The organism is Lacrimispora sp. BS-2 (assembly GCF_040207125.1).
Classification (GTDB): domain Bacteria; phylum Bacillota; class Clostridia; order Lachnospirales; family Lachnospiraceae; genus Lacrimispora.
In genome coordinates, this window is sequence record NZ_CP157940.1 from 2,189,829 (window position 1) to 2,214,287 (window position 24,459).

General features: G+C 45.6%; 18 protein-coding genes. 1 reads left to right on the plus strand and 17 read right to left on the minus strand.

Annotated features, from left to right (window positions below; all coding sequences use genetic code 11):
- Window positions 1-13: 13 nt before the first annotated feature.
- The 8 genes from ABFV83_RS10450 to ABFV83_RS10485 all read right to left on the minus strand — a co-directional run bounded on the left by ABFV83_RS10450 (window position 14) and on the right by ABFV83_RS10485 (window position 11,929).
- Window positions 14-2,338, minus strand: a complete 2,325-nt coding sequence (locus ABFV83_RS10450) for a dockerin type I domain-containing protein (protein WP_349948789.1) — start codon at window positions 2,336-2,338, stop codon at window positions 14-16.
- A gap of 199 nt (window positions 2,339-2,537) precedes the next feature.
- Window positions 2,538-3,950 carry an oxaloacetate decarboxylase subunit alpha gene (locus tag ABFV83_RS10455; RefSeq protein ID WP_349948790.1) on the minus strand — a complete coding sequence of 471 codons (1,413 nt, stop codon included), beginning with the start codon at window positions 3,948-3,950 and terminating at the stop codon, window positions 2,538-2,540.
- A 67-nt stretch (window positions 3,951-4,017) separates the two neighbouring features.
- A complete protein-coding gene (locus ABFV83_RS10460; protein WP_349948791.1) occupies window positions 4,018-5,166 on the minus strand; it encodes a sodium ion-translocating decarboxylase subunit beta in 1,149 nt (382 codons plus the stop codon).
- Between the two features lie 56 nt (window positions 5,167-5,222).
- A complete protein-coding gene (locus tag ABFV83_RS10465; RefSeq protein WP_349948792.1) occupies window positions 5,223-5,612 on the minus strand; it encodes a biotin/lipoyl-containing protein in 390 nt (129 codons plus the stop codon).
- A 21-nt stretch (window positions 5,613-5,633) separates the two neighbouring features.
- Window positions 5,634-6,410, minus strand: coding sequence for an OadG family transporter subunit (locus tag ABFV83_RS10470; RefSeq protein WP_349948793.1), 777 nt, complete (start codon window positions 6,408-6,410; stop codon window positions 5,634-5,636).
- A gap of 17 nt (window positions 6,411-6,427) precedes the next feature.
- The gene (locus ABFV83_RS10475; protein WP_349948794.1) at window positions 6,428-7,882 is read right to left on the minus strand and encodes a carboxyl transferase domain-containing protein; all 1,455 of its coding nucleotides are present in this window, start codon (window positions 7,880-7,882) and stop codon (window positions 6,428-6,430) included.
- Between the two features lie 406 nt (window positions 7,883-8,288).
- Entirely contained in the window at window positions 8,289-9,626 is a 1,338-nt protein-coding gene (locus ABFV83_RS10480) for a citrate:proton symporter (protein ID WP_349948795.1), read from the minus strand.
- 125 nt (window positions 9,627-9,751) lie between these two features.
- A complete protein-coding gene (locus ABFV83_RS10485) occupies window positions 9,752-11,929 on the minus strand; it encodes an ATP-binding protein (protein ID WP_349948796.1) in 2,178 nt (725 codons plus the stop codon).
- Between the two features lie 111 nt (window positions 11,930-12,040).
- Here ABFV83_RS10485 and ABFV83_RS10490 point away from each other — a divergent pair, with 111 nt between their 5' ends.
- Window positions 12,041-12,724, plus strand: coding sequence for a response regulator transcription factor (locus ABFV83_RS10490; protein WP_349948797.1), 684 nt, complete (start codon window positions 12,041-12,043; stop codon window positions 12,722-12,724).
- Here the strand turns inward: ABFV83_RS10490 and citC are convergent.
- The 9 genes from citC to ABFV83_RS10535 all read right to left on the minus strand — a co-directional run bounded on the left by citC (window position 12,686) and on the right by ABFV83_RS10535 (window position 24,239).
- On the minus strand, window positions 12,686-13,741 hold the full coding sequence (gene citC / locus ABFV83_RS10495; protein WP_349948798.1) for a [citrate (pro-3S)-lyase] ligase: 1,056 nt from the start codon (window positions 13,739-13,741) through the stop codon (window positions 12,686-12,688). The genes ABFV83_RS10490 and citC overlap by 39 nt on opposite strands.
- On the minus strand, window positions 13,707-14,621 hold the full coding sequence (locus tag ABFV83_RS10500) for a triphosphoribosyl-dephospho-CoA synthase (RefSeq protein WP_349948799.1): 915 nt from the start codon (window positions 14,619-14,621) through the stop codon (window positions 13,707-13,709). The genes citC and ABFV83_RS10500 overlap by 35 nt, the downstream gene beginning before the upstream one ends.
- A gap of 3 nt (window positions 14,622-14,624) precedes the next feature.
- Window positions 14,625-16,187 (minus strand): citrate lyase subunit alpha, encoded by a 1,563-nt coding sequence (gene citF / locus ABFV83_RS10505; RefSeq protein WP_349948800.1) that lies wholly within the window; start codon window positions 16,185-16,187, stop codon window positions 14,625-14,627.
- 1 nt (window position 16,188) lies between these two features.
- Window positions 16,189-17,088 carry an aldolase/citrate lyase family protein gene (locus tag ABFV83_RS10510; RefSeq protein WP_349948801.1) on the minus strand — a complete coding sequence of 300 codons (900 nt, stop codon included), beginning with the start codon at window positions 17,086-17,088 and terminating at the stop codon, window positions 16,189-16,191.
- Complete coding sequence (citD, locus tag ABFV83_RS10515; RefSeq protein ID WP_349948802.1) at window positions 17,085-17,387, minus strand: citrate lyase acyl carrier protein; 303 nt, start codon at window positions 17,385-17,387, stop codon at window positions 17,085-17,087. Before citD ends, ABFV83_RS10510 begins: the two co-directional genes overlap by 4 nt.
- A 104-nt stretch (window positions 17,388-17,491) precedes the next feature.
- Window positions 17,492-18,025 carry a citrate lyase holo-[acyl-carrier protein] synthase gene (citX, locus tag ABFV83_RS10520; protein ID WP_349948803.1) on the minus strand — a complete coding sequence of 178 codons (534 nt, stop codon included), beginning with the start codon at window positions 18,023-18,025 and terminating at the stop codon, window positions 17,492-17,494.
- A gap of 1 nt (window position 18,026) precedes the next feature.
- Window positions 18,027-18,605, minus strand: coding sequence for a hypothetical protein (locus ABFV83_RS10525; protein ID WP_349948804.1), 579 nt, complete (start codon window positions 18,603-18,605; stop codon window positions 18,027-18,029).
- Window positions 18,606-18,787: 182 nt separating this feature from the next.
- Complete coding sequence (locus ABFV83_RS10530; protein WP_349948805.1) at window positions 18,788-19,069, minus strand: YitT family protein; 282 nt, start codon at window positions 19,067-19,069, stop codon at window positions 18,788-18,790.
- A gap of 250 nt (window positions 19,070-19,319) precedes the next feature.
- Window positions 19,320-24,239: an FMN-binding protein gene (locus ABFV83_RS10535; RefSeq protein WP_349948806.1), complete on the minus strand. Its 4,920-nt coding sequence runs from the start codon at window positions 24,237-24,239 to the stop codon at window positions 19,320-19,322.
- Window positions 24,240-24,459: the final 220 nt, after the last annotated feature.

Below are 24,459 nucleotides of genomic sequence, written 5' to 3' on the forward strand. Positions count from 1 at the left end.
TTTCTGTTGGACTTTAAAGTCCGAGGATTTTTTTCTGCAAAAGCAGAAGATCCTGTGAATTCACCTTGCCGTCTCCATTTAAATCAGCTGCCAGCTTGCCCTTCTCAGATATGGTTTCCAAATTCAGAAGGTAACGCTGAAGCTTCAGAACATCCAGGCTGTTTATTTTTCCGTCCCCATTAATATCTCCTTTTGCACTGGAGGAGGACTGGCCGTCGGCAGGAGCCTGGGTCTGCTGCGGACTGCCTGTGACAGCTTCGGTCACCTTAATGTCCGTTCCAGGTCCCTGGGCTATGACTCCTGTAGAAGTCTGAACGGAAATGCTCGTGGAACCATTGGGAGCTATGGTCACATTGCTCCCACCCGGTGTTCCTGCATTATCCGTACCGGAAGGCTTGGATACTCCCGGGCCGATGCTGCCGCCAGGGCCGGAAGAGGCATTGCCTCCGGAACCGGAAGAAGGATTGCCACCGGAGCCTGTTCCTGTACCAACGCCTGAGGTATAAGTAGGACCGTTGTTCTGGCGCACTACATGAAGGACGTATTCCCTGACACTTCCATTTTGGGCAGTAACTGCCACCTTGATATCATTATTACCGCTTGAAAGCGATATAGTCCCTGTTCCTTTGACAGAAGCCAAAGAACTGAGGGCAGTTGCATACACGTTAATGCTTGATACTGCGGGATCCACAATTAAGTTGTATTCAAGGGTATCACGGCTAAAGGTAGGAGTCATGGAAAATCCCTCCACACTTAAGCCAGACAGCTTATTGTTTGGATTGCCGTCGCCCGTAGGCTGGCTGCAGGCGTTGTCAGGCATGTTATTATAAACCGGTATCTTAAACTCAAGCTCTGTCTGTTTCATATCACTGTTATAGGCCTTTGAATAAACAGCACCCTCTGATGCAGCTCCCTGCACATTGGTCATATACTGGTGTTTATATAAATTAGACCCCTGTACATTAAACTTCTTCAGATAAAAGGTATCCTGCCCAACTTTTACATAGTTATTACCATAATAGAACGCTCCGCCTAAAATTGATTTTTCAGGAGAATTCCATGGCCTTTCATAATTGCCTGACTGGGACGCCCACCATAAGCCTCTTTGCACCGCGGTCATATTTCCGGATTGATATGCTTCTATATTAAAAAAATTATAATATCCTTCATAACCGGATTCTTTACCTGAAATGCTTTTGCCTGATCCGGAAGATCCCTGCTCCTGAATGATCATGGCAGCAAGGACATAAGGGTTTACTCCTGACTGGGAAGCCGCATTCATGATCATGTTCACATAGGCACTGTTGCCTGTTACCGATCCAGTGATATTAGTATTGGATGAGGATGGTCCTGTCAGGCTGGCACCTGGCCCGTATTCCATGACAACGGGAAGGTTTTTAGGGGTTATGGAAGCCTGCGGCCCTTCCAGGCTGGCCTTTCCTGAATCGGTTTCCGATGCTGCCCCTGTACCGGGGTTAATAGCCGCACCCGGCCCAATGACAGCTCCTGGCCCTGTGACGGTGCCGCCGGAAGAACTGTCCGTATTTCCCGGGTTACTGCTTCCGCCGGAAGATTCTCCGGATAAAAACGTACCCTTTACCATGGTCTTTAAGCCTTCTGCCGTATGCTTATTACTGTCATAGGTGTGGGTCATAAATTGGAATACATTGGTCTCATCAAGGAAATTTCTGGGATCCATATAATATCTTACAATATCCCCTGAAGCTGTGACCCAACTGCTTCCGTCATATCCGATCCATGTACTGGTGTCCCAGTTATAAGCGCCATCTACCGTAGATTTCCAGGATGACAGACTGTTGGTGTGGACCAAGGTCTTTCCTACCTGGCTTTCTTCCTTAACGGCTGTGTTCCAGTCCAGGTTTGTATGCTGGGCGCGGAATACCCACTTGGGATACTGGGCATGCAGCGTACGAAGCTTTACCTTATAGCTTTCCGGAAACCCTTCCGCAGTAAGCCGGGACTCAAAATCCGCATTATTGGTATAGGTGGCTGGAAACTTAAGATAGCTTTTGGAAACATATCCGGTAACTGCCTGGCCGCCGGAACCGGATACCCGGATCTGATACCAGAGCGCTCCATCCGAAGCGTTTTTTTCATCGATCACTGTTACCGATGCTCCATTTGTTAATTTTGTAACGACTGAATAGGTCGTACCCGGGCCGCTTCTCACATTCAATGTGGTGGCATTTACCGTTGCAGCCTTTTCCGTATAAGCATAAGCATTTATGTATGGCGAAACCGCTCCCATATAAGAGTCCATCACCAGGACGCTGGCCAGAATGACGGCCATCTTACGAGCTTTTTTATACTTTTTCATCTGTTTCTCCCAATAAGTCCTCTTGAATTTTATAAATTTCCAATTATATGTAAATGATACATTTATTTATTATAATGACAAATGATACCATGTGTCAACTGAATCAGCTAAAGTTCAGACAAATGGAAATATTTGTAAGAAAATCTTTAGACTTATGAAAAAAAGGCCTCCCAAAATCGGGAAACCTTTTTGATGAATATTATACGGGATAAGCCTTATTTTCCTTATCTGCCAGAGCAGAATCCACGCCGGTCTGCTGTGCGGCCCGGTACTGGAAGAATTCCTTGGCAACCGTCGGAAACAGTGCGTAGGAAAGTACATCTTCATCCTGCTGCTTCCACTGTGCGCATTCTTTCTCAAACTGAGGAAGCTGGGGCGGAATCAAATCAGCCGGGCGGCAGGTGATCGGCGTCTCATCGCCGATGATCTTCTTCTGGACTTCCGCGTTAAATGGTTTCACCGTCTGTCCGAACTCGCCCATGAAAATCTTCTTTGTCTCTTTTGTTACCATCTTATACCGTTCACCGCTAATGACATTTAAAACAGCCTGGGTACCCACGATCTGGGAAGACGGAGTAACAAGAGGCGGTTCTCCAAAGTCTTTCCGTACCTTTGGAATTTCCCGCAGTACTTCCATATACTTGTCTTCCTGACCGGCTTCCTTTAACTGGCTCACCAGGTTGGAAAGCATGCCGCCGGGCACCTGATACTGAAGAGTCTTGATGTCCACGCCAAGTACTTTTGGATTTAAGCGGCCGCTCTTTAATGCTTCCTCTCTGATGGGCTGGAAGTATGCGCAGATTTCCGCCAACAGGTTCTGATCGTAACCCGTATCATAGGCCGTGCCGCGGAAGGTCTCAACCATGACCTCAGTAGCCGGCTGGCTGGTTCCAAGGGCAAGAGGTGACATAGCGGTATCAATGATATCACAGCCTGCTTCAACCGCCTTTAAATAGGTCATGGAAGCAACGCCGGAAGTGTAGTGGGTGTGTAAATCTATAGGAAGCTTTGTAGATTCCTTTAACGCCCTTACCAGCTCATCAGCCTTGTACGGTGTTAAAAGGCCTGCCATGTCCTTGATGCAGATGGAATCAGCCCCCATATCCTCGATCCTCTTTGCAATGTCCTTCCAGTAATCCAGGGTATAAGCTTCTCCCAGGGTATAGCTTAAAGCAACCTGTGCATGGCCTTTTTCTTTATTGCACGCAGTTACCGCAGTCTGTAAGTTGCGCAGATCGTTAAAGCAATCAAAAATCCGGATAATATCAATGCCGTTGGCCAGGGATTTCTGGACAAAATACTCTACCACATCATCGGAATAATGGTTATAGCCCAGGATATTCTGTCCCCGGAACAACATCTGCAGCTTTGTATTCTTAAATCCATCCCTTAATTTTCTCAGCCTCATCCAGGGATCTTCCTTTAAGAAACGCAGGCATGCGTCAAAGGTTGCACCGCCCCAGCATTCTACTGCATGATAACCAACCTGATCCATCTTCCCGATGACGGGAAGCATCTGCTCGGTTGTCATTCTCGTAGCAAACAAAGACTGATGAGCGTCACGAAGGACTGTCTCTACAATCTTAACCGGCTTTTTCTCTATTTCTGCCATTGTCTTACCTCCATGTTTGTCAATTCTTCTGATTGCAGGAAAGGCTTAAAGCCTTTCCATGTGAAAGTTATCTTACTCCGAATATTGCCATAAATGTACCGGCCGCAACTGCTGTGCCGATAACACCTGCCACGTTTGGTCCCATGGCATGCATCAGCAGGAAGTTGGTAGGATCTGCCTCAGCGCCCACCTTCTGGGATACACGGGCTGACATAGGAACCGCAGATACACCTGCGGAGCCGATGAGGGGATTTACCTTGCCGCCTGTAACCTTGCACATCAGCTTGCCAAACAATACACCGGCAGCCGTTCCTACTGCAAAAGCCACCAGGCCTAAAACAACGATCTTAATGGTACTTAAGTTTAAGAATGCTTCCGCACTAGTCGTAGCACCTACGGAAGTACCTAGCAGAATTACCACGATATACATCATGGCATTGCCTGCAGTTTCCGTCAGCTGCTTCACCACGCCGGATTCTTTAAATAAGTTTCCAAGCATCAGCATGCCCACCAGGGGAGCTGTTGTAGGAAGAATGAAACATACCACCGTTGTTACGATGATCGGGAATAAGATCCTCTCAAGCCTTGATACAGGACGAAGCTGCTCCATCCGGATCTTTCTCTCTTTTTCCGTGGTCAGAAGCTTCATGATGGGCGGCTGGATAATGGGAACCAGCGCCATATAGGAATAAGCCGCAACCGCAATGGGGCCCATGAGGGAAGTCATTCCCAGCTTTCCTGCAAGGAATATGGAAGTCGGTCCGTCAGCCCCTCCGATGATGGAGATGGCAGCAGCAGCCTTATCGTTAAAGCCCATGAAGATGGCAAGAAAATACGCAGTATAGATACCAAACTGGGCTGCCGCTCCAAGAAGAAAGCTCTTTGGATTGGCAATCAGGGGCCCAAAATCCGTCATGGCTCCCACGCCCATGAAAATCAGGGGTGGCAGGATGCCCCATTCATCCAGCTTAAAGAAATAATTCAGCAGTCCGCCTCCGGAGCCATCCGCTCCAGCTTCCTTCATAATATCCGGGTAGATATTAACCAACAGCATACCAAAGGAAATCGGCACCAAAAGCAGGGGTTCAAAACCTTTCCTTATAGCCAGATATAAAAATATAAAGGCTACAAGGATCATGATCATATTTCCTGCGGTCAGGTTAAAAAATGCGGTCTGCTGAAGAAGATTTGTAAATGTATTACTAATATAATCCATGTTAATCCCTCCATATTGGATCCGCCCTGTTTGTCTTTACAGCGGATCCTTCCGTACTAGTTTAATGTAGCCAAGGTTGCTCCTGCTTCTACTGAATCGCCGATCGCTACATTAACACTGGCAACGGTTCCATCGGAAGGTGCTACGATCTCATTCTCCATCTTCATTGCTTCAAGAAGAATCAGCACATCCCCCTGTTTCACCGCCTGTCCCTGGTTTACCTTAACGCCAAGGATCTTGCCTGGCATAGGAGCTGCTATCTTTAGACCGCCTTCTGAACCGGTGCTTGCTGCCTTCACCGAAGCTGCCGGTGCTGGGGCTGGCGCAGCGGGAACAGGGACAGGGGCTGATGGCTTATTTGCAGCTGCCAGTACACCTGTGGAAGGGCCTTCTTCTACGGTTACGTCATAAACATTTCCATTAACTGTAATTGTATAGTTCTTCATGATGTTAATCCTCCTGATTGTTTAAGCTTTTTTCCATTTACCGGCCGGAGCCCGTCTGATTGAGCGGACCACAAGGCCACTTGGTGAACTTCCTTCAGATGCTGCAATAGCCGCAGTAATCACTGCTACCAGTTCTAAATCATCTACAAGTTCTTCTTCCTCTTCTGCTGCAGGGGCAGAAACCACAGGAAGGGACGCAGGGACAGGCTTCTGTGCCTGTGCCTTGCCATTTATCTTATCTTCAAGCTTACCGATATACCGGAAGCAGCCGATGAGCAGGCTGATAAAAATCAGCACAATAAATACAGTTCCCATTCCCATCAGGGTATTGAACACGGCCTTTTCCATCCGTTCGCCCAGGGAATATTCCGGTATAAATGCTACACCGGTGATCTTAGTGAGCTTTGAATCCGTTGTAATGGAAAATTCCATATTTCTCTTTTCAAATTCTGCTTTAATTGTAGCGCTGTACCCATGATCAATGGCCTCTACCTTCACCGTATCACCGATTGATACCAGGGCGCCAAGTTCATTTTTTACATTCTTCCAGGAATCCACGCCCTCAGCCAGAGCAGCATACTCATCCTGAGACTGCATGTTTTTCTTAAACTCAGGAACCTGACTGTCCTCAAGGCCGGTATACAGTTCCAGGAAGGAACCGGGAAGCTGCTCCATCTGCATCTGGATCCTGGCATCAATTTCTTCGGCTGTGGTATCGGCTTTGCTGCACGCAGATAATGAAAAGAGGCAGGCTGCCATAATAAGTCCCAATGCTACTCGTTTCATATTCAGTTTCATATACCTGTCACCTCATTCTAAATCGTGCCATGTTTTTTTGCCGGACGATCCTCTCTCTTTGTGAACAGCATCTCAAATGCCGCAATGACCCGTGCTCTTGTTTCGCCGGCATCTATGATATCATCAATATATCCTCTCTTAGCCGCAGAAAGGGCACTGGACTGAAGCTGCCTGTAATTTTCCGTCTGCTTGCTGATCAGTGCATTTCCATCCTCTGCCTTTTCAATCTCATCCGCATACATGATCTTTACCGCTTCCGCCGGTTCCATCATACCGATGCTGGCCGACGGCCAGGCATAAACAATATCCGCTCCAATGGACTTGCTGTTCATGGTCAGATATGCTGTTCCAAGGGCCTGTAAAAGAATAACCGTCACTTTGGGAACTGTGGCATTGGCAAAGGCATAGGTAAGCCTTGCAGCTGCTCTGGCAATCTTTTTCTCAGAGCATTTAGATGTTTCATACCCTTTTACATTTACAAGGGTAAGTACCGGAATACTGAATGCATCACAGAAATTAATGAATCTTGCAGCTTTTTCACAGCCATGACCACTTAGGAGTGCATCATATTCCCCTGTCTTAATGCCGCTTTCATTATAAGACTCCGTTCTGTTTGCAACACAGCCAACGGTCATGCCATTTAAACGGATAAAACCGGTTACCATGGAAGCAGCATATTCCTTCCTGGTCTCCAGAAAGAACTGATTATCGGAAATCTGAGTCAATGCAATCGCCGTATCCCCAACATAATTCTCCAGATCAGAGCATATACGGTTTAAATCGTCATTGCATTCCTCATAAGACATGTCATCCTCACTGTTTGCAGGAAGAATGGAAATGAGAGTCCTGATATTATTTAAAATGTCATCTTCTTCTCCCGTAAAATCCACCATGCCGGTTTCCCTGCTCTGGTAGTCCGCGGAAGCAGTATTGCATTTATCTGTATAATTTCCCTGAATGGCATTGGGAGAATTGACAAACAGTCTGCCACCCTTTGTTTCCATAAAGGTGAAGTCTGCCATTGCTGCGGAAACAGCCATGCCGCCGCCGCAAGTTCCGAATATCGCTGTTATCTGAGGGATTACTCCGGATGCCAGGGTCTGGCTCATATAAATCTCACCAAATCCGTTTAAGGAGTCGGTTGCTTCCTGAAGCCTTAAGCCGGCACAGTCGACCAGACCGATGACCGGTGCGCCGGTCTTCATAGCCATGGTGTAGAGTTTCGTAATCTTCCTTGCGTGCATCTCACCTATTGAGCCGCCCAGAACCGATGCGTCCTGGCTGTACACATAAACAAGGCATCCCTTAATGGTACCATAGCCAGTAACAACACCGTCAGCAGGAGTTTCCTTCGCTGTCATGTTGAAGTCTGTGTTCCTTGCGGTAACATAGCCGCCAACTTCAACAAAACTGTTCTCATCAAGCAAGGCATGAATCCGGCCGCTTGCCGAGTTTTTCGTTGAATTACTCATTTTGCAATCCTCCATTTTGTAATTTTCTACAGTCATTTGTTATATATTTAACAAAGTACTATGCAATAACACCAATTTCTGCCAATTATAATTGTATAACGAATTTAGGTAAATTTCAAGTAGCGGATCGAGTCTTTTTCACATTATATCGGAAAAATCGACTTTAAATATAACACAATTTGTACAATACAAGATAAAAAATCCTGGTAAAGCAAATCAAACAATCTTTAAGACAGTATTTTACCCATTATTTAAGTTTTTCCTCTATCATTAGCCCATGTGATAAAAAAGGAGGCAGATTATGATTAAGGAATTTTGGATCATCTCCTGACCCACACATAGGAAAGAAAGATGCCGGAATCTGATTCCGGCGTCTTTCCCATTTGGATTTTATTTTAGGATTCTATTAAATAGTTAGTACACCAAGTAAAAGGCCAGCCACCAGGCAAACCAGGCTCACTCCCCATATCCACAGGAAGCAGGTCTTAATATGGTCTTTAATCTCTACTCCAGCCAAACCGATTCCCAGGAATGTAGCCGGAACAACAGGGCTTATGAACGTTGCGCAGTTTCGGCAGACCACCATAGTGATGGCAATATGGGAAGGATCTACGCCAAATTTGTTTCCGATACCGATCAAAACCGGAAGCAGACCATAGAAATAGGAATCCGTACAGAACAATAAGGTCAGCGGTACGGACAGCACTCCGATGATTAACGGCAGGAAACGGCCCATGGACTGAGGTATAAATGAAGCCAGTGCATTGGCCATGTGGTTCATGATCTCACTGTCTTCCAATACTCCAAGGAATACACCAGCCGCCAGAATGGTTGATGCCATCATAAGACCAGGACCGGCGTGGGATTTAATGATCTTATTCTGAAGCTTAGCACCAGGATAGTTGACTAAAAGTGCTGCGACGCATCCAATCATGAAAATATAATAGGAAGGTACCGGCATGAAAACAAGAGCTACTATAACAACTAATGTCAGAATAATGTTGAAACCAAACAGCTTTGGCCTTGCCAGTTCCCCGATATCAGCGGCAGAAGCACTTTCTTCCAGGGCTTCGTTATCTTCTATGACCAGAGTGCTGTTGATTCCAGCCCCTCTCTTCTTTTCAATAACTCCCCAGAAAAATGCAGTAAACAGAGCAACAACGATGCCCACAGCCTGCATGGGCAGAAGCTTCATCCAAAGGACATTGGCTTCTACCTCCAATACGGAGGCAGCACGCATGGTGGGGCCGCCCCATGGAAGCAGGTTCATAACGCCCATGGAGGTGACGCATATTAAAAGCAGCGTTGTCGGACGCATTTTCAGTTTCTTATAAACCGGAAGCATGGCTGGAATGGTAATTAAGAATGTAGAAGCACCGCCTCCATCCAGATGGCCGATTATGGCGATAATGCTGGTCATGAAAGCCACGCCTACTACATTGTTCCCCACTTTTTTCATAAGCGCATCTATGATGCGGTCAAACATTCCTGCATCGGTCATAATTCCGAAAAACAGCACGGAAAATATGAACAGCGCAGCAGTAGAATGTACTCCGGATACCCCCTTTGAAATAAATTTCCCCACTTCACTGACTGTGAAGGTTCCGGTCAAAACCAGGATCAGCGCACTTACGGTAGATACCCCGATAAACGCCAGCGCCGGAACAGTAACATTTCTCAGCAGTAAAACAATGATCATGATAATGGTTGCAAAACCTAATAATGCAAGCATTGTCTCATTCATGTTTTCTTCCTCCTCTATACTTTTTATTTATGGGAACAGTATAAAAGCCCAACCTTACACCCTTCCTCCTTCTCTCTTTCATTTCTTTAAGAGAAAAATTAAAAGTTGTTAAGATTAGGCTTTTTTTACAATCTTTCCTCACAGTTCTTTACTGCTTTTAATATGGCGGAGTCTGAAACCGGTTTGTCGATGTATTCATCAATTATTTTCCGTTTCTTGGCCTCTATGATTTCCCTCGTCACCCGGTCCGTCATAATGATCCGGATAATATCCGGATACTGCCCCTGAAGGGACATACAGAAATCCGTGCCGCTTTTCCCGTCAATATAATGCTCCGTCACAATGGCATATACTTCCTGCTCCTTCAAAACTCTCCTGGCCTCTTCAAAATCCATGCAGACCGTCAAAGGCACATGAAGCCTGCTGAAATTCTTTTCCAGAAGCCGCAATACCTTTGGATTATCGTCAATGATCAGAAGCCTTAGCAGGTCCCCATTTTCCTCCTCTGCCTCCTGCTGACCTTCCTGCTCCTTCCGTTCATTCACAGGAAGGAAGATATGAAAGACGCTGCCTTCTCCCAGCCTGCTTTCAGCAAAGACATGTCCTTTGTGGGAATGAACAATCTGCTCAACCAGAGAAAGGCCAAGGCCCGTTCCTGCACCACTTTTCTTTGTCGTAAAAAACGGATCAAAAATCTGCTTTAATACCTCTTCGCTCATGCCTTCCCCGTCGTCTGCAATGTCAATCCGCAGGTAATACTTCCACTCTTCTGAAACAGAGGAAAGCTTGTATTGTTTTAATTCCTCCGATCTTACTCTGCTCCCTCTTATGGTTATGGTCCCTCCCTTGTGGCCGATTGCATGGATTGCATTCACACAGATATTTAATATCACCTGATTCATCTGGGTTTCGTTTCCCAGAAAGCATTCATCGGATAAGGCAATTTCTTTCTTCAGATGCACGTGGGTCGGACACACCGAGCTTACCATTTTTATGGCACGGCCCAGTACCTTTGCGGCATTTATGTTTTTAAAGGCAGTCTCCATATTTTTCCGGCTTAATGATGAAATCTGCTGGATGATCTCTTTTGCCTTTCTGGAAGCTTCATAAATCTCTGCTGCACTGTCATAGGATTCCGCCCCCTCCGGAAATTCAAGCATCAGCAATTCCGCATATCCCATGATCGGAGTCAGTAAGTTATTAAACTCATGGGCAATGCCGCCGGTCATAGTCCCCATGATCTGAAGTCTCTGCTGGTGGGCAATGGTTTCTTCACTTTGATGCAGTTCTTCTAAAATTTTATTAAGCTCCCAGAGATAGGCGATCTCTTCTGTATCCTTCCTCTTCTGGACCCGCAGAACTTCGATATAAAACACCATTCCCAGAACCACGGATACAATTCCTAAAAAGACCAGGCCCAGCTTGAAAAATCCGGCTGCGACCGGGATATAAATATCATTATAATCAATCACCGCACTGACTACCAAAAAACCGCTTCCTATGATAGCCGGGGAGTAAGCGCTGACCTTTTTCACCTCAGGGACCCCCGGGTCCAGCCACCAGTAGGAGTAATACTCAGAAACCCCTGATTCACCTCTGTTCTGATTTTCTATCATCTGCTGTAAGCTGGTTAAATCCTTATCAGGAAACATCTCCTGCCGGCCTGAAATCACATTGATCCCCCACTGACTTTCCTGAGGGTGAATGAGGATGATCCCTTTTGAATCCTTGATCACCACATACCCATTGGTTCCCAGACGAATATTGGAAACAAGAAAATTGTAATAATTCTTTTCATCTAAAACAACGGAAAGAGATCTGCCGTCAGGAAGAATTTTCTTTACAATCAAATACATTTTCCCATTTTCCAGTTTGCACTGCCGAAAGCTCATATCCTGACTGATCTCTGTGACGGAATACGTCGACGTCACTCCATATCCATTCACACTTTTTAATAATCTTCCGTTTTCATCCTCCAAAATAACATCAAAAACAAACCGGCTGTGATTCGTCACATAACTCTGGAGTATGCTCCAATCCTCCCTGCCGGCCTTTTTGCTGTTCTCGTCTTCTACAGCGCAAAGGGTATTTAAATCTGCCTGATATCCTTCAATGAAAATCTTTAAATTTTCTCCCATACTCTGAGTTGTCAAAAGCATCTGTTTCTTTTGATTGTCTATAATCGTTTCTTTATATTCATTCCAGATGCTGAATACAAGACAGCAGAAAATAAGCAGCACGGATACCATGGCACAAAACATGAATACCGTCCCAAATCTCTTGTTTTCCTCTATTTTGCTCATGAATCTATCCTCTATTTGCCTGTTCCTCATTGACTTGTCTCCGGGTTAATATTATAATAATTTAAGAAAGTTTCGATTTATTTCTACAAAAATTTCACTTAGGGGGAAGCTATGTCTGATAAAGTATTAATTGTGGATGACGATCCGGCGATCTGTAAATTACTGGAGAAAGTCATGCACAGCAACGATCTGGAAACCAACGTTGCGGACAGCGGACTTTCCGCACTGAATCATCTTAAAAACCACACTTACGATATGATCCTCATGGATGTGATGCTGGGCGATATGGAAGGCTTTGAAGTCATCAAACGGCTGCGCAGCCAGGGCATCCAGACTCCCATTATGATCATAAGCGGAAGAAGCGAGGATTACGATTCCCTTTATGGCCTTTCTGTAGGTGCGGATGATTACATAACCAAGCCATTCCGTCCCCTGGTGCTGGGTGCCAAGGTAAAGGCTTTGATCCGCCGCAACAAAAATCAGGTGTACAGTTCGGATGTTCTGGAATGCGGATCTTTCACTTACAATACTTCCACCATGCGGTTTTATAAAAACGGAGAAGAAATTGTTCTCTCTTCCAAAGAGAGCAGCCTGATGCTGCTGTTTTTAAAGCATCCGGGCCAGGTATTTACAAAAGACATGATTTACGATCATGTGTGGGGAAACAGCGTTGCCGTAGATGATAATGCCATCATGGTGTATATCAACCGCCTGCGTGGTAAAATCGAAGAAGACCGGCAAAAGCCGGTCCATATCTTAACAGTCAGAGGCCTTGGATACCGGTTTAACCCGTAGGCCTTCTGCCTCTTTTTTCTTTTCAAGGTATTGCAGTGTCGTTTCCGGCACCAGGCCCTTTATCCCTTCAAGGTCTCCGTTTTCATACCTTTTCCGGACCTCAGATGCACTGATTGCCTCTCCCTCAAAACCCTTCCTCTCGATTTCCATTACAGAAATTCCATAACGGGGCAGAATCTTTTTCATTTCCTCATTGTAATGACCGGTTACAGCGCATACCGGTTCTGTTCCCACGAAGCGCTTTGTTATCCCAAGAACCGGGGCAATGCGCCTGCCGAAAAGCTCTAAGTCCAAATGGCAGCAAGCCCTTTCCCTGCGGACCTTTTCCTTCATGAAATAGGTGGGAAAGGTGGCTGCTGATATGACAAAATCAGCTGCCTGGTGAACGATGGCACGTGGCAGATCCTTAATTCCTTCCTGTACCATAAAAAAGCGTTCGTCCGCCCCAAAACTGCTTCTGTTATCGGCAAGAACCAGTACATGGACATAGTCACAGCAGTTAAGGGCCTGTTCAACCAGATACCGGTGGCCATAAGTAAATGGATTGCAGTTGGCAACGATGGAGCCCACAGCCACCCCTGGTTTCAATGCCTCCGCCGGAGACTCTGAGATCAGGCGGTCCACAAACTCTTCAAATCCTTTCTTCCTGTTTTCCATAAAAAGGACATCATCAGTCATAAGAACCGTATAAAATCCAAGATCCTCAAACATTTCCCTGTTTTCCGGCTTTGTGTACATAAGAATATGGGATCTGCCATTCTCAAATTCATACTGGGTAAGACATGAGATGACAGACCCGGATAAACCAAGCCCCCGTGCGTTTTTATCAACCGCAATGCATTTTAAGACATTCTGCTCCGCTGATCCGGTGGCAAGGATCCGGTAATTCTCATCAAGGAGACATACGCTGTATTCGATCCCCTGGTCATAATCCAGATCATTCCGTTTTAAAAAATCCTTTAACAGTTCCAGTTCTTTTCCTTTAAACGGCCTTCCTTCCAGCTTTACGAATTCCATAGAATCTCCCCCTCACCGGTTCTTTTATCAGTTCATTTATGAAGATTGCCACAGCCAGAAGGTCCGCACAGCCCCCAGCACTTATATTTTTCTTTATAAAGTCCGCGTCCATTTGTTTCAGGGCCATCATGCTTTTGTCTCCGTAAGCCCCGCCGGAAAGCAGGAAATCCCCTGCCATGCACTGAACCTTTAAAAGGACGGACGAATCATGTCTTGCAATGATGTTTGAATCCTCTACCTGGCTCATGAGCATAAACAGGGTTTCCAGTTTGATCCGGTTCCAGTCCCGGCCTTCCCTAAGGCCTTTTGCCATGGTGGGAAGGGCGATTTTTCGCACGGAGGCATAGCCGGTCATGGCCTCTCCTCTTGCGCCGGCAATCCCGTGTTTATTTAAGGACTGCATATTCCCCAATTCCAATTCCTTTACCAGGGTCTCCCTGACCATGGCCTGTTCCATTTTAATCAGACAGTCTATTGTCACAGTTCCATAAACCTCCATGCATGCCCCGGCGGCTGCACTTAAGATTCCCATGTGAAAGATCAGCCCTTTATGGGTATTCACTCCTGCCGTAGCCTTGTACATGGCTGCCTCTGCGGCCATACCGATCCGGCGGATTCGCTCAAACAGCAGCCCTGGCATATGAGGAAGCCTCATGCCTTCCAAGGCCATGGAGGCAAAATACGGTTCTAAAGCCGCCGCACTCCTTTCAAAGGAGGTAACGTCCATGTCTTTATGGGCACCTGGGGAATACAGATCCACCAGGCCGGGCTTGGGAGTCGTATAAACCTCCTCAAGCATGGCCCGGTAAGCCATGTTCCCGATATAGAAAGCCGTCTTTTCAAATGTCTCTTTGGGTTTCACACCAGAACTGACATCCATCGTTTATTCTCCTGTAAACTGAAACTCCTTGATTTTACGCACCACATCCATGATGGTACCATCCCGGCTTTCGATAATCCCTACGATCTTATCATCAAACTGCACCTTTTCCGGTTCCCCTACGATGGAGTATGCGATATCCCGCAATTCCTCAATGGTCTTAAATGGCAGATCCACGTCTTTCATACACTGGATCAGATCCTGCCTTCTCGGATTGATCGCAATACCGTAATCCGTGATCACCACATCAATGGATTCGCCGGGAGTGGTGACCGTTGTGACCTCCGAGCAGACAGCCGGAATCCTTCCCTGCAGGAGCGGAGAAATTACTATGGTGCATTTTGCTCCGGCTGCAGTGTCCGGATGCCCTCCCTGAGCGCCGGTAATCATGCCGTCTGAGCCTACCACTACATTGCAGTTATAATTCACATCCACTTCCAGAGCTGCCAGGATCACAAAATCCAGCTTATTTACGACAGCTCCCTTATTAAAGGGATCCGCATATTCTCCCGCACTGATTCGAAAATGCTTGGGATTGATAACGGATTCTACTGCATCCAGATCGAAATCCTGGGTATCTAAGAGGGCGTCAACCTGATTGTTCTCCAATAAGTCGCACATGGGCTTTGTAAGCCCTCCTACCCCGAAGCGCATACGCACATTTCTCTCCTTCATGATCTTTGCAAGAGAAATGGTGGAGGCAATGGAAGCTCCGCCTACCCCTGTCTGGTATGAAAATCCGTCCTTAAAATACGGGGTATTGACCACAAACTGGGTACAGTAATCTGCCATCATAAGCTTACGCATATCTGCAGTTGGTTTTGCAGCTCCGGTTGCAATCTTATCCGGATTTCCAATCTCATCAACAACTACCACATAATCTACTTTTGTCATGGAGATATGGGCGGGGAAGTTGGGGAACGGAACCAGACAGTCAGTGATTGCCACCACCTTATCGGCATAGTCGGCATCTGCCATAGAGTAAGAAAGAACGCCGCAATCCGATTTTCCGCCGATGCCCCGGCAGTTTCCATAGTCATCGCAGGTAGGTGCGCCGATAAATGCGATATCGATCCTCACCTCTCCGGTTTCAATGGCACGGACTCTGCCGCCATGGGAACGCATAACGGCCAGACCCCTTAATTTTCCTTCAGATATGGCCCTGCCGATCTTCCCCCTGACACCGGAGGACTGTATCCCGGTAATCGTTCCATCCTCTATGTAATCCACCAGTTTATCGTGGGCTTTCCCTAATGAACTGGCACAGATGGTAATATTCTTGATTCCCATGTTGTGGATCTCCTCCATCACCATGTTTACCACATAATCGCCTTCCCGGAAATGATGATGAAAGCCCAGGGTCATTCCATCCTTTATCCCGCATTTTACCAGACAGTCGTGAATGCTTTCCACCAGCTTACTTTTATCCGAATTGATCACGCACTTCGTGACCGGACCGTCTTTTTTATATTCAAATCCATCAAAGTGATGAACACCCATAAAAGGTTTTTTTCCTGTCAGTTTTAAGATTTCTTCCGGAATCTCTCTCCCTACTGCATTAATCATCTTACAAATCTCCTTTATATACACCGGAGGCCTTGGCAAGCTCTATGGTTCTCTTGGCTCCGTCATAGAACGCAATGTCGATCATCTTTCCGTCTACGGTAAATACTCCGATTCCCTCTGCCTTTTTCTCCTCGATTTCCTTAACGACCTTTTCTGCAAACGTGATATCCTTCTGCGCAGGCGTAAAAATCTCATGGACAACCGGAATCTGGCGGGGATTGACAATGGATTTTCCGTCAAATCCCATCAGATGAATGGTTTCCACATCCTTCCGGAAGCCTTCCATATCATCAAGGTTTGTATAAACCGTATCAAAGCACTGGACCTTTGCTGCCCTGGCCGCAATGATTAAATTCTGTCTGGCTCCCATTAACTCAATACCGGTTCCAGTAATATGGGTCTGAAGGTCTTTGGTATAGTCTCCGCCGGAAAGTGCAATTCCAAACAGCCTTTCGGAAGCCTCGCAGATATCCAGCGCCTTTACCACTCCTCTTGCGGATTCTATGGCAGCCATAATAAGGGTCCTTCCTTCCGGAATGCCGAAATCTTCTTCTGCTGTCCGGATCTCCGCTTCCACTGCCTTTATCTCCTCAGGCCGTTCTGTTTTCGGGATCCGGATGGCATCACAGCCGCCTGCAACCGCACAGCGGATATCCTCCTTCCAATAAGGAGTATCCAGGCCGTTGATCCGGACCACCCGCTCGCAGCCCCTGTAATCGATCTCCTTAAGTGCATGATATAGGGAAAATCTGGCTGCATCCTTCTGGTTTTCTGCCACCGCATCCTCTAAATCCAGCATAAGGGAATCTGGTTTATAAATATACGGATCCTTAATGAGGCCCGGTTTCTGGGCATTTAAAAACATCATGGTTCTTCTGAGCCGTTTCTTATTCGGATTCATCGTTTCTTTTTGCCTCCCCAGAGAATATTTTCAAACTGGTCTATGGAACGGGATACCGCTCCTTCCACGCGCGCCTTAATGGTGCAGTCCAGTGCTCCCTTATCAACAACCGTGATTCTCACATTGTCAATACTGAGATTTCCAAGGGTCTCCATGATTACCTTCCTGATCCTGTTGCCATACTGGTTCATTACTGCGCTTTCCAGCACAAAATCGATTTTACCATCACCTGGCTCAACAGTTACCTGACAGTCGCTGGACTCCAATGTACCGGCCATGGCTGGTTTTTTTATCTCCATTTTGCTTAAAGCCTCCCTTTTATCTTTGATAATTTCATTTTATAGGGAGAATCTTAACCAGGGGAAAAAGGAATCTTAAAATTTATTAAGAAAGAGGCAGATTCTCATCTGCCCCTTTCTATTAACCAGGAATCTATGATACTCTCAACACGTCCGTAAAGCTCCTTAACGGTATGGCTCCTGCTGCGGCCGCACAGCTTTGCATCCGTTTCACAAATCAGGCATTTCCGCACAGGGGAGCCTAATTCTTCCCTGCTGATCCCCTTTCCTGCCTCATCGTATACGTCGATATCAAACAACCTTCCAAGGGGATGGGTTTCTTCCATTTGAATCGTTATCTTTTTCACAAAATGGGGATCAGGACTTTTCACTGCATAGAGCTTAAAATAACCGGCCTTCTCTCCCACCGCGGTCTCCTCCATCACAGTCAGCCCATGTTCCGTAAACAGACGGTTAAGCTCTTCTCCTCCTGCGGAAAATGCCAGAAGAATGCCGGGTGAGGTTTTCCTTGGACCGGGAATGTTCATCCCGAGAGCCACGATAGTGGCTCCATCATGATCTTTTTGAAGTGTTTCCTGCATTCTTACTTTCTTTTCACGGAAAGAAAGCATCTCATCTAAAGTAACATTCTCTTCCATCTTATTCCCTTATTTCTGTTATCCCAAAGCTTCCATCGGTTTTTTCCTGAAAGGTGATCTTTGATTCTCCTTCTCCCATGGTCACGCCTTTGTCCGTCATTTTCAGTGAAACCGTGTCCACATTGGCAACCGCTACCATAAGATCATCTCCAAACACCATGTCAGGGTTCTGCTTAAATAAATCTTCCCGGCTGTTAAGGGTGATGGTCTCCTTATCACCTGTTATGAAAACACAGGGATAAATAAGAAGATCCCCAAATGCCTGTAAATCCCGGTCCCCTACCGCTTCCTGGATTTTTTCGGCAAATGCCTCCACCTTTTTTTCCGTCCCAGCGCTTTCTTCACTCTCCACGGCCTCTATTCCCGGCCCTGACTGGTCCATATCCTCTTCCTGAACAATCTCATCAGCCTCATTTTCTTGTGTTCCGGATCTCTCCATCCTGACGGCCGCAGTCTCTGTTTTTGCCGCTTCCGAAGGAGCGCCGCCCAAATCTTCAGCTTGCTTCCTGCCGCAGCCAGCTGCGAGCAATACAGCAAAAGCAACGGCCAAACAAAATAAACTGATTTTCTTTTTCAGCATTTCCTGATTCCTCCCTGCGTCCATTTTTTATCTCCAAGGGTCAAATGGGTTTTCTTTCACCCTTTAATCAGGGCACAGTATAGCACCTGTCAGGATAATAAGTCAATAGGGTTTCAAAAACTGTAAACCTTAGTCATCTTTCTGTAAGATTCTCCCCGGTTCTTTATCCATTATTTATATTCTTAATGGAGGGTAAATCCCCTTCCCCGCACCTCATTGACCTGGTTGATGATCATGGTGGTAAATGCAAACTGCCTTCCCAAAAACAAGGCTCCCGCCACAAACATTATAATATTAAAAACTGCCACAAAGGCAGCTACTGGAATCCCAAACTGGTGATAGGCCACCAAAGCAAGTCCGGTCGTTCCGCCTGTGCTCAGTCCACACGGCAGAATGAACAGGGATACGGCCAGGGCATAAATGGTATTGCCCACAGGCACTGTTGCGATTTTCTTCATATTCATACTGATGCAGTTCCCTTTCCTTGGATAAACAAACACTTTTAATATACCATGGGCAAATCTTTTATACAATTAATTTTCTGCTGTTTCTTCCAAATATATAACAGTAATCTGCTGGCCATTATATAGTTTTGAATGGCAAAATCACGATATTTTAATTGACACTGCCAAAGTGCATAAAAATAATAATCCCATGTGTATTATGCCATTACGCCATACACATGGGATTTGTTTATATCCTGGTTTTAAATTCTTATGAAGCCTGCTGTATCCATTCTCCCTTTGCACCTACTCTATAGCCGTCCGGAGTAACCACATCCTGAGCAAGCTTTCCTACTGTCTCCTTGTAGCCTGGCCCGGATGGATAGAAATAATACCATATTCCATCAATCATGTTCCAGCCTGTATACATTGCTCCGAAAGAAGCATCGTTTTGATTATGTAAGAAGTAAGTATTTCCATCAGCATCAGTAAACCAGCCGCTTCTCATATATCCCTGCTGGTCAAAGAGATACCATGTTAAAGTGCCGTTTAAATCAGCCCGATACCATTCATTTTTTGGATAAGTGCCATCTGGTTTTACGATCCACCAGCCTGTTTCATCTCGTTTCCATGTACCGCCTGTTTGAACAGAATTATTCTTTGAAGATGATGCGCCTTTGTCTGTAATACTGCTGCCGCCTGATGAGCTGTCTCCGTGGCTGCTGCCATTGCCGGTGCTGCCGCCTTCTTCCACAGTGCTGTTGTCTTTTTCATCCGCTTTAAATCTCACTTCTCCGGTTTTTTCATCATATTCAAACTGGCGAAGGGCAACTTCCTCTATGCCGGCAAATCCGATTTTTTCCAAAATGGCTTTTGCTCTGCCCATCATTTCTGCATTAGACTGATTGCTGTTAAGCAATTTTGCAAATTCAGCACTGTTATACTCAGAAGCATTTCTGCCTTCCATATTTGTCACAGTACCTTTGCCATATTCTTGCCCTGTAACGATCGTTCCTGCACCCTTTTTAGAAGCAATCTCTTCCAAACCGCTAATCTGAGGCGCATCTGTATTGAAATAGGCATTCTCTACATAGCCGATACCAGCTACACGGCCTGCGATGCCGCCTATATCTACAGTCGTGGCAGCCGTCTCTAATGCCATATTTGCAAAACTGTTGATGACAATGCCTGCATTCATGCCTGCGATACCGCCTATGGTCATTCTGGCCCCGTTGCCTTTGGCATAGATTTTTCCTTTGGCATAGTTGTTGATAAGAAGTGATTTGTTCGGTATCGCGCTGATGCCTCCACCATAAGCCCAACGTTCTTTGCTTTCACTTTTTATGCTTACATCAGTATATGAGTTTGCGATAATACCCCAGTTTATATTGCCAACCAGGCCTGCGGTGTCATTTTGCTTTGATGACCAGCTCTCGATCACGCCTTTTGCATAACAATGATCTATATATCCGCCTATGTTTGACGGATTTTCAAAATATCCGGAAAGCAAACCCGTATAGGATATGTTGCCGTCTCCCATATATTTGTTATAGACAGCCGCATTTTCAATGCCAAGATTCACCACATAGGCTGACTGCAGATTTGCAAACAAGCCTGCAGATACGCAGTATGTTTCCGGACTTTCCTTTGTTCCAATGGTCATGTCACTGATAACGTGACCATTTCCGTCAAATGTGCCTCTGAATCCATATGCACCTGAACCGCCTGCCGGTATCCACTGGATTCCTGACAGAGAAATATCTCCATCAAGTCTTACATATTTTCCTTTATAATGCTCGTCTTCATTTATTGATGCCGCAAATGCCACCAGCTGCCCGGCAGTTTTGATCATGTATGGATTTTCTTTTGTACCGTCTCCTGCTTCGAAAATTGAAGGATCTGCATTTCCGTATCCTGTTAAATCACGGATGGATGCTTTCTTGGCCGCTGCCGCTATAGCAGATTTAAGCAGCTTTGCCAAATCGCTGTCGCCTGCTAATTGTGAATAATCTTGTGTGGAAATAACATATGCGATTACATCATCTGCTATGGCCTCTAAAGCCTGTCCCACGTCATTTCCAGTCATTTTTATGCCGGCAATCTTCCCATCTTTTACAGTCATTTCTACATAAACATACTTTCCTGCATCCGTCTTTGCTCTGCCATAGTATGTGCCGTCTGCTTTTTCTAAAGTGTTTGGCTCAAATATAGGTGTCATATCTGCATACGTTGTTTCTGCTTGTTCACCAGTAGGACGTACTGTGCCGTCTGTAAGCTCCCAGGTTCTTAATTTCATGAAAGAAGGAAGCCCCATGGCATTCTGGTTGCCAATGTTTACACTGGTGCCATTGTTTAAATCCATAGGGAATGCAGTGAAATTCTTATTCAGCAATGCAGCAAAATCTTTCTCCTGCATCTGTGTTAATGTCTTTGAATCAATACCCACATGGTATACGCCGTCATATGGCTCGCCCTCATCATTTATGCCCGCACTGACCATATAACCTACTGGGATAACCGGATTGCTGATGACACCATTGCTGTTTTGGCGCGCATCTGCGTTATAGTAGGATAAAAATTGTCTTGCAATACCTGTTGACCATCCTGCAAATGAACCTACATAGGTAGAAAATGACTCTGCTTTCATGTTGCCTGTAGAGTAGCAGTTTGCCACCTTACCTCCATTTACACCAATAAAGGAACCGATAGATGGCATGCCTTCATTACCATCTTCACGGCTGGCTTTGCCTGCGACATCGCCTGCAGCATAGCAGTTTGCAATTACGCTTCTGTTGACCATGCCCACGAAGCCGCCGCCCTGTGACAGGCCGCCTATGGCTTTGCAGTATACGTCTGCTTCTGACCAGGAGTTGATGATACCGCCTCTGATCGTCTGGCCTGCCAGTCCGCCTGTCCAAACATTGGCTTTCTTGTGTTTTGTTTCTGCATATATGCTTCCCTCTGTATGGCAGCCGTCAATAAATGCTTTTTCTGTAAGACCTGCTAAAAGACCCGCATAAGCGCTGGACGGATGGACTACTGCTATTTCTCCATCCACGATACTTAAATTTTTCACTACTGCATTTTCGCCTAATACACCGAAAAATCCATAGAACGTGGTCATTTTGGCAGTATCATTCGTATCTGCCTTATCTTCTATATGGGGATTTTCAGCCGATCCAATGTTCATGCCTGTGATCACATGGCCGCGTCCATCAAAATTACCCATAAAGTCATAATGTCCCTGTCCGATAGGCATCCATGTCTCACCGGATACGTCCACATCTTCATCTAAAGCGATATAAATTCCTGCATATTTCACATCGTCTGTAAGTGAAACGGCAAACTTACGAAGCTGTGCTTCGGTTTTAAGAATATAAGGTGATTCTTCTGTTCCGTTACCGCTGTCAAATATGGTTGCATCTATGCTGTCGTCTACGAAAATATTGTTAGTTATAACTAACTCCTGATCAAAACTCCAGGCATAGAAATCCCCTATGGTGCGTACTGCCGCTGACAAATCGCCCATATTTGCCTGCTTTGCCGCCGCAATGGTCTCAGACGCTTTTGCAATCTCAGACCTTGTAAGACCATTATTTAATGTATCTGCCATAGTCTCACCATATAACTCCTCATCGGTAAGAGCTTTCACATTATTGGTGACATAGCCTGTTATTGTGTCACTTGCCAGCATAAATGGTTTTTCAGTTTTATTGCTGTAATATCCATTTACTATTGCTGTAACCGCGCTGCCCATACCGCCGATACCGCCAACTAATTCTTTGGCATCTGCAGCACTTTCAGCCGTAATCATTGCGCCGGAAAACACATTGTAATATGTACCTGCTGCAATACCTGCAATACCGCCTGCAACTGCAAATAACTGTCCGCCGGTTTCTGCCGATACGCTTCCAAATGTTGCCGCATTGGCAATGATGCATTTATTATTTGATGCACCAACGATACCGCCTGCATATGTCACGCCTGACTGGGACACGGCTGATACATCAGCATTAACAGATACATTGGCAATGATAGATTCTCCTCCCAAAATTCCGGTAACAGCACCAGCGTAGCTTTTGGCAGAATGGCTTTCTATTTTGCCTGTAATAACTACATTATCAATCAATACGTTTTTTTCTGTTTTTCCTGCAACTGCGCCTGCACATGCTTCAGCGCCAGAAGAAGTAATACTGATGTCCACATCTTCCAATTTGATATTTCTGACTTTGGCACCTGTTTTCATGCAGCCGAAAAGACCTGCGTATGCAAAACTGTCACTTGCGATCGTAAGTCCGTTAATGGTATGGTTCCGGCCATTAAATGAACCTGCAAAACCATTGGCTCCAATACCGATCGGTGTCCACTGATCTTCCAATTCGATGTCAGCAGAAAGTTCAATATATTTGCCGCTATAGTCATTTCCTGCATTTACCTTATCAGCAAATCTCGTTAACTGTATACTGGTTGCCACGATAAATGGATCTGACTTACTGCCATTGCCATCCTGGAATACCTGGTTTTCTTTGATGACAGCTTTGGAAAGAGCGTCATTAACTGCTTCTTTGATACCGTTTGAACTCTTGGTAGCACCGGATACCCCATCTACATCCGTAGAATTAGCATCTATAATAGTTGCAAATAATGCTTTTGCTTTCTCCCAATTATCCGGTGTGTCTCCTTGTGATACTTCTTCTATGTCTACAATAGCGTTATCTTTTATAGTGACCATTAGCGTTATCGTGCTTTTAAACCCCTTACCGGTCCCTGTGTACTCTCCATCTGCATAATCACCTGCAAGCCCTATAGTTCTCTCAAGGCTGAAATCGGGAAGCATCTCATTTACGATTTTCCCTGCCTGTGACGGCGTGGACTTGTCAGCCTGTGATGGTGTGGACTTGCCGGACTTTGATGGTACAGGCTTCTCAGCCTGTGATGGTGCGGACTTGCCGTAATGTGATGATGTGGACTTATCGGCCTGTGATGGTGCGGGCTTGTCAGCCTGTGATGATGCAGACTTGCCGGCCTGTGATGGTGTGGCCACGTTTGATGAAACTAACTGATCATTACTAAAATCTGACAGATCAGCAGGCTCTGCATATGCCGGCATAGCTGAGGACATAAGCATAATCAGAGCTAACGCGGCGCTTGCCTTTCGTTTCATACTTTGTCTGATTCGTGTAAAATTCAAAATACTCTCCTCCTAAAAGTGTTATTTTGAGCTAACTTGACGATTGTAATTATGCTATATTTTTCCATATGATTAAAATTACATATGAATAAACAATTATGAAATCACACTGCCTTATTAAGCTAGCACGATGTTGAATTTTATCATATTCAGACAAATCTATCAATTATATAGATAATAAAATAATTCAATAGGGAATTATTGAGAAATTTTATTTGTT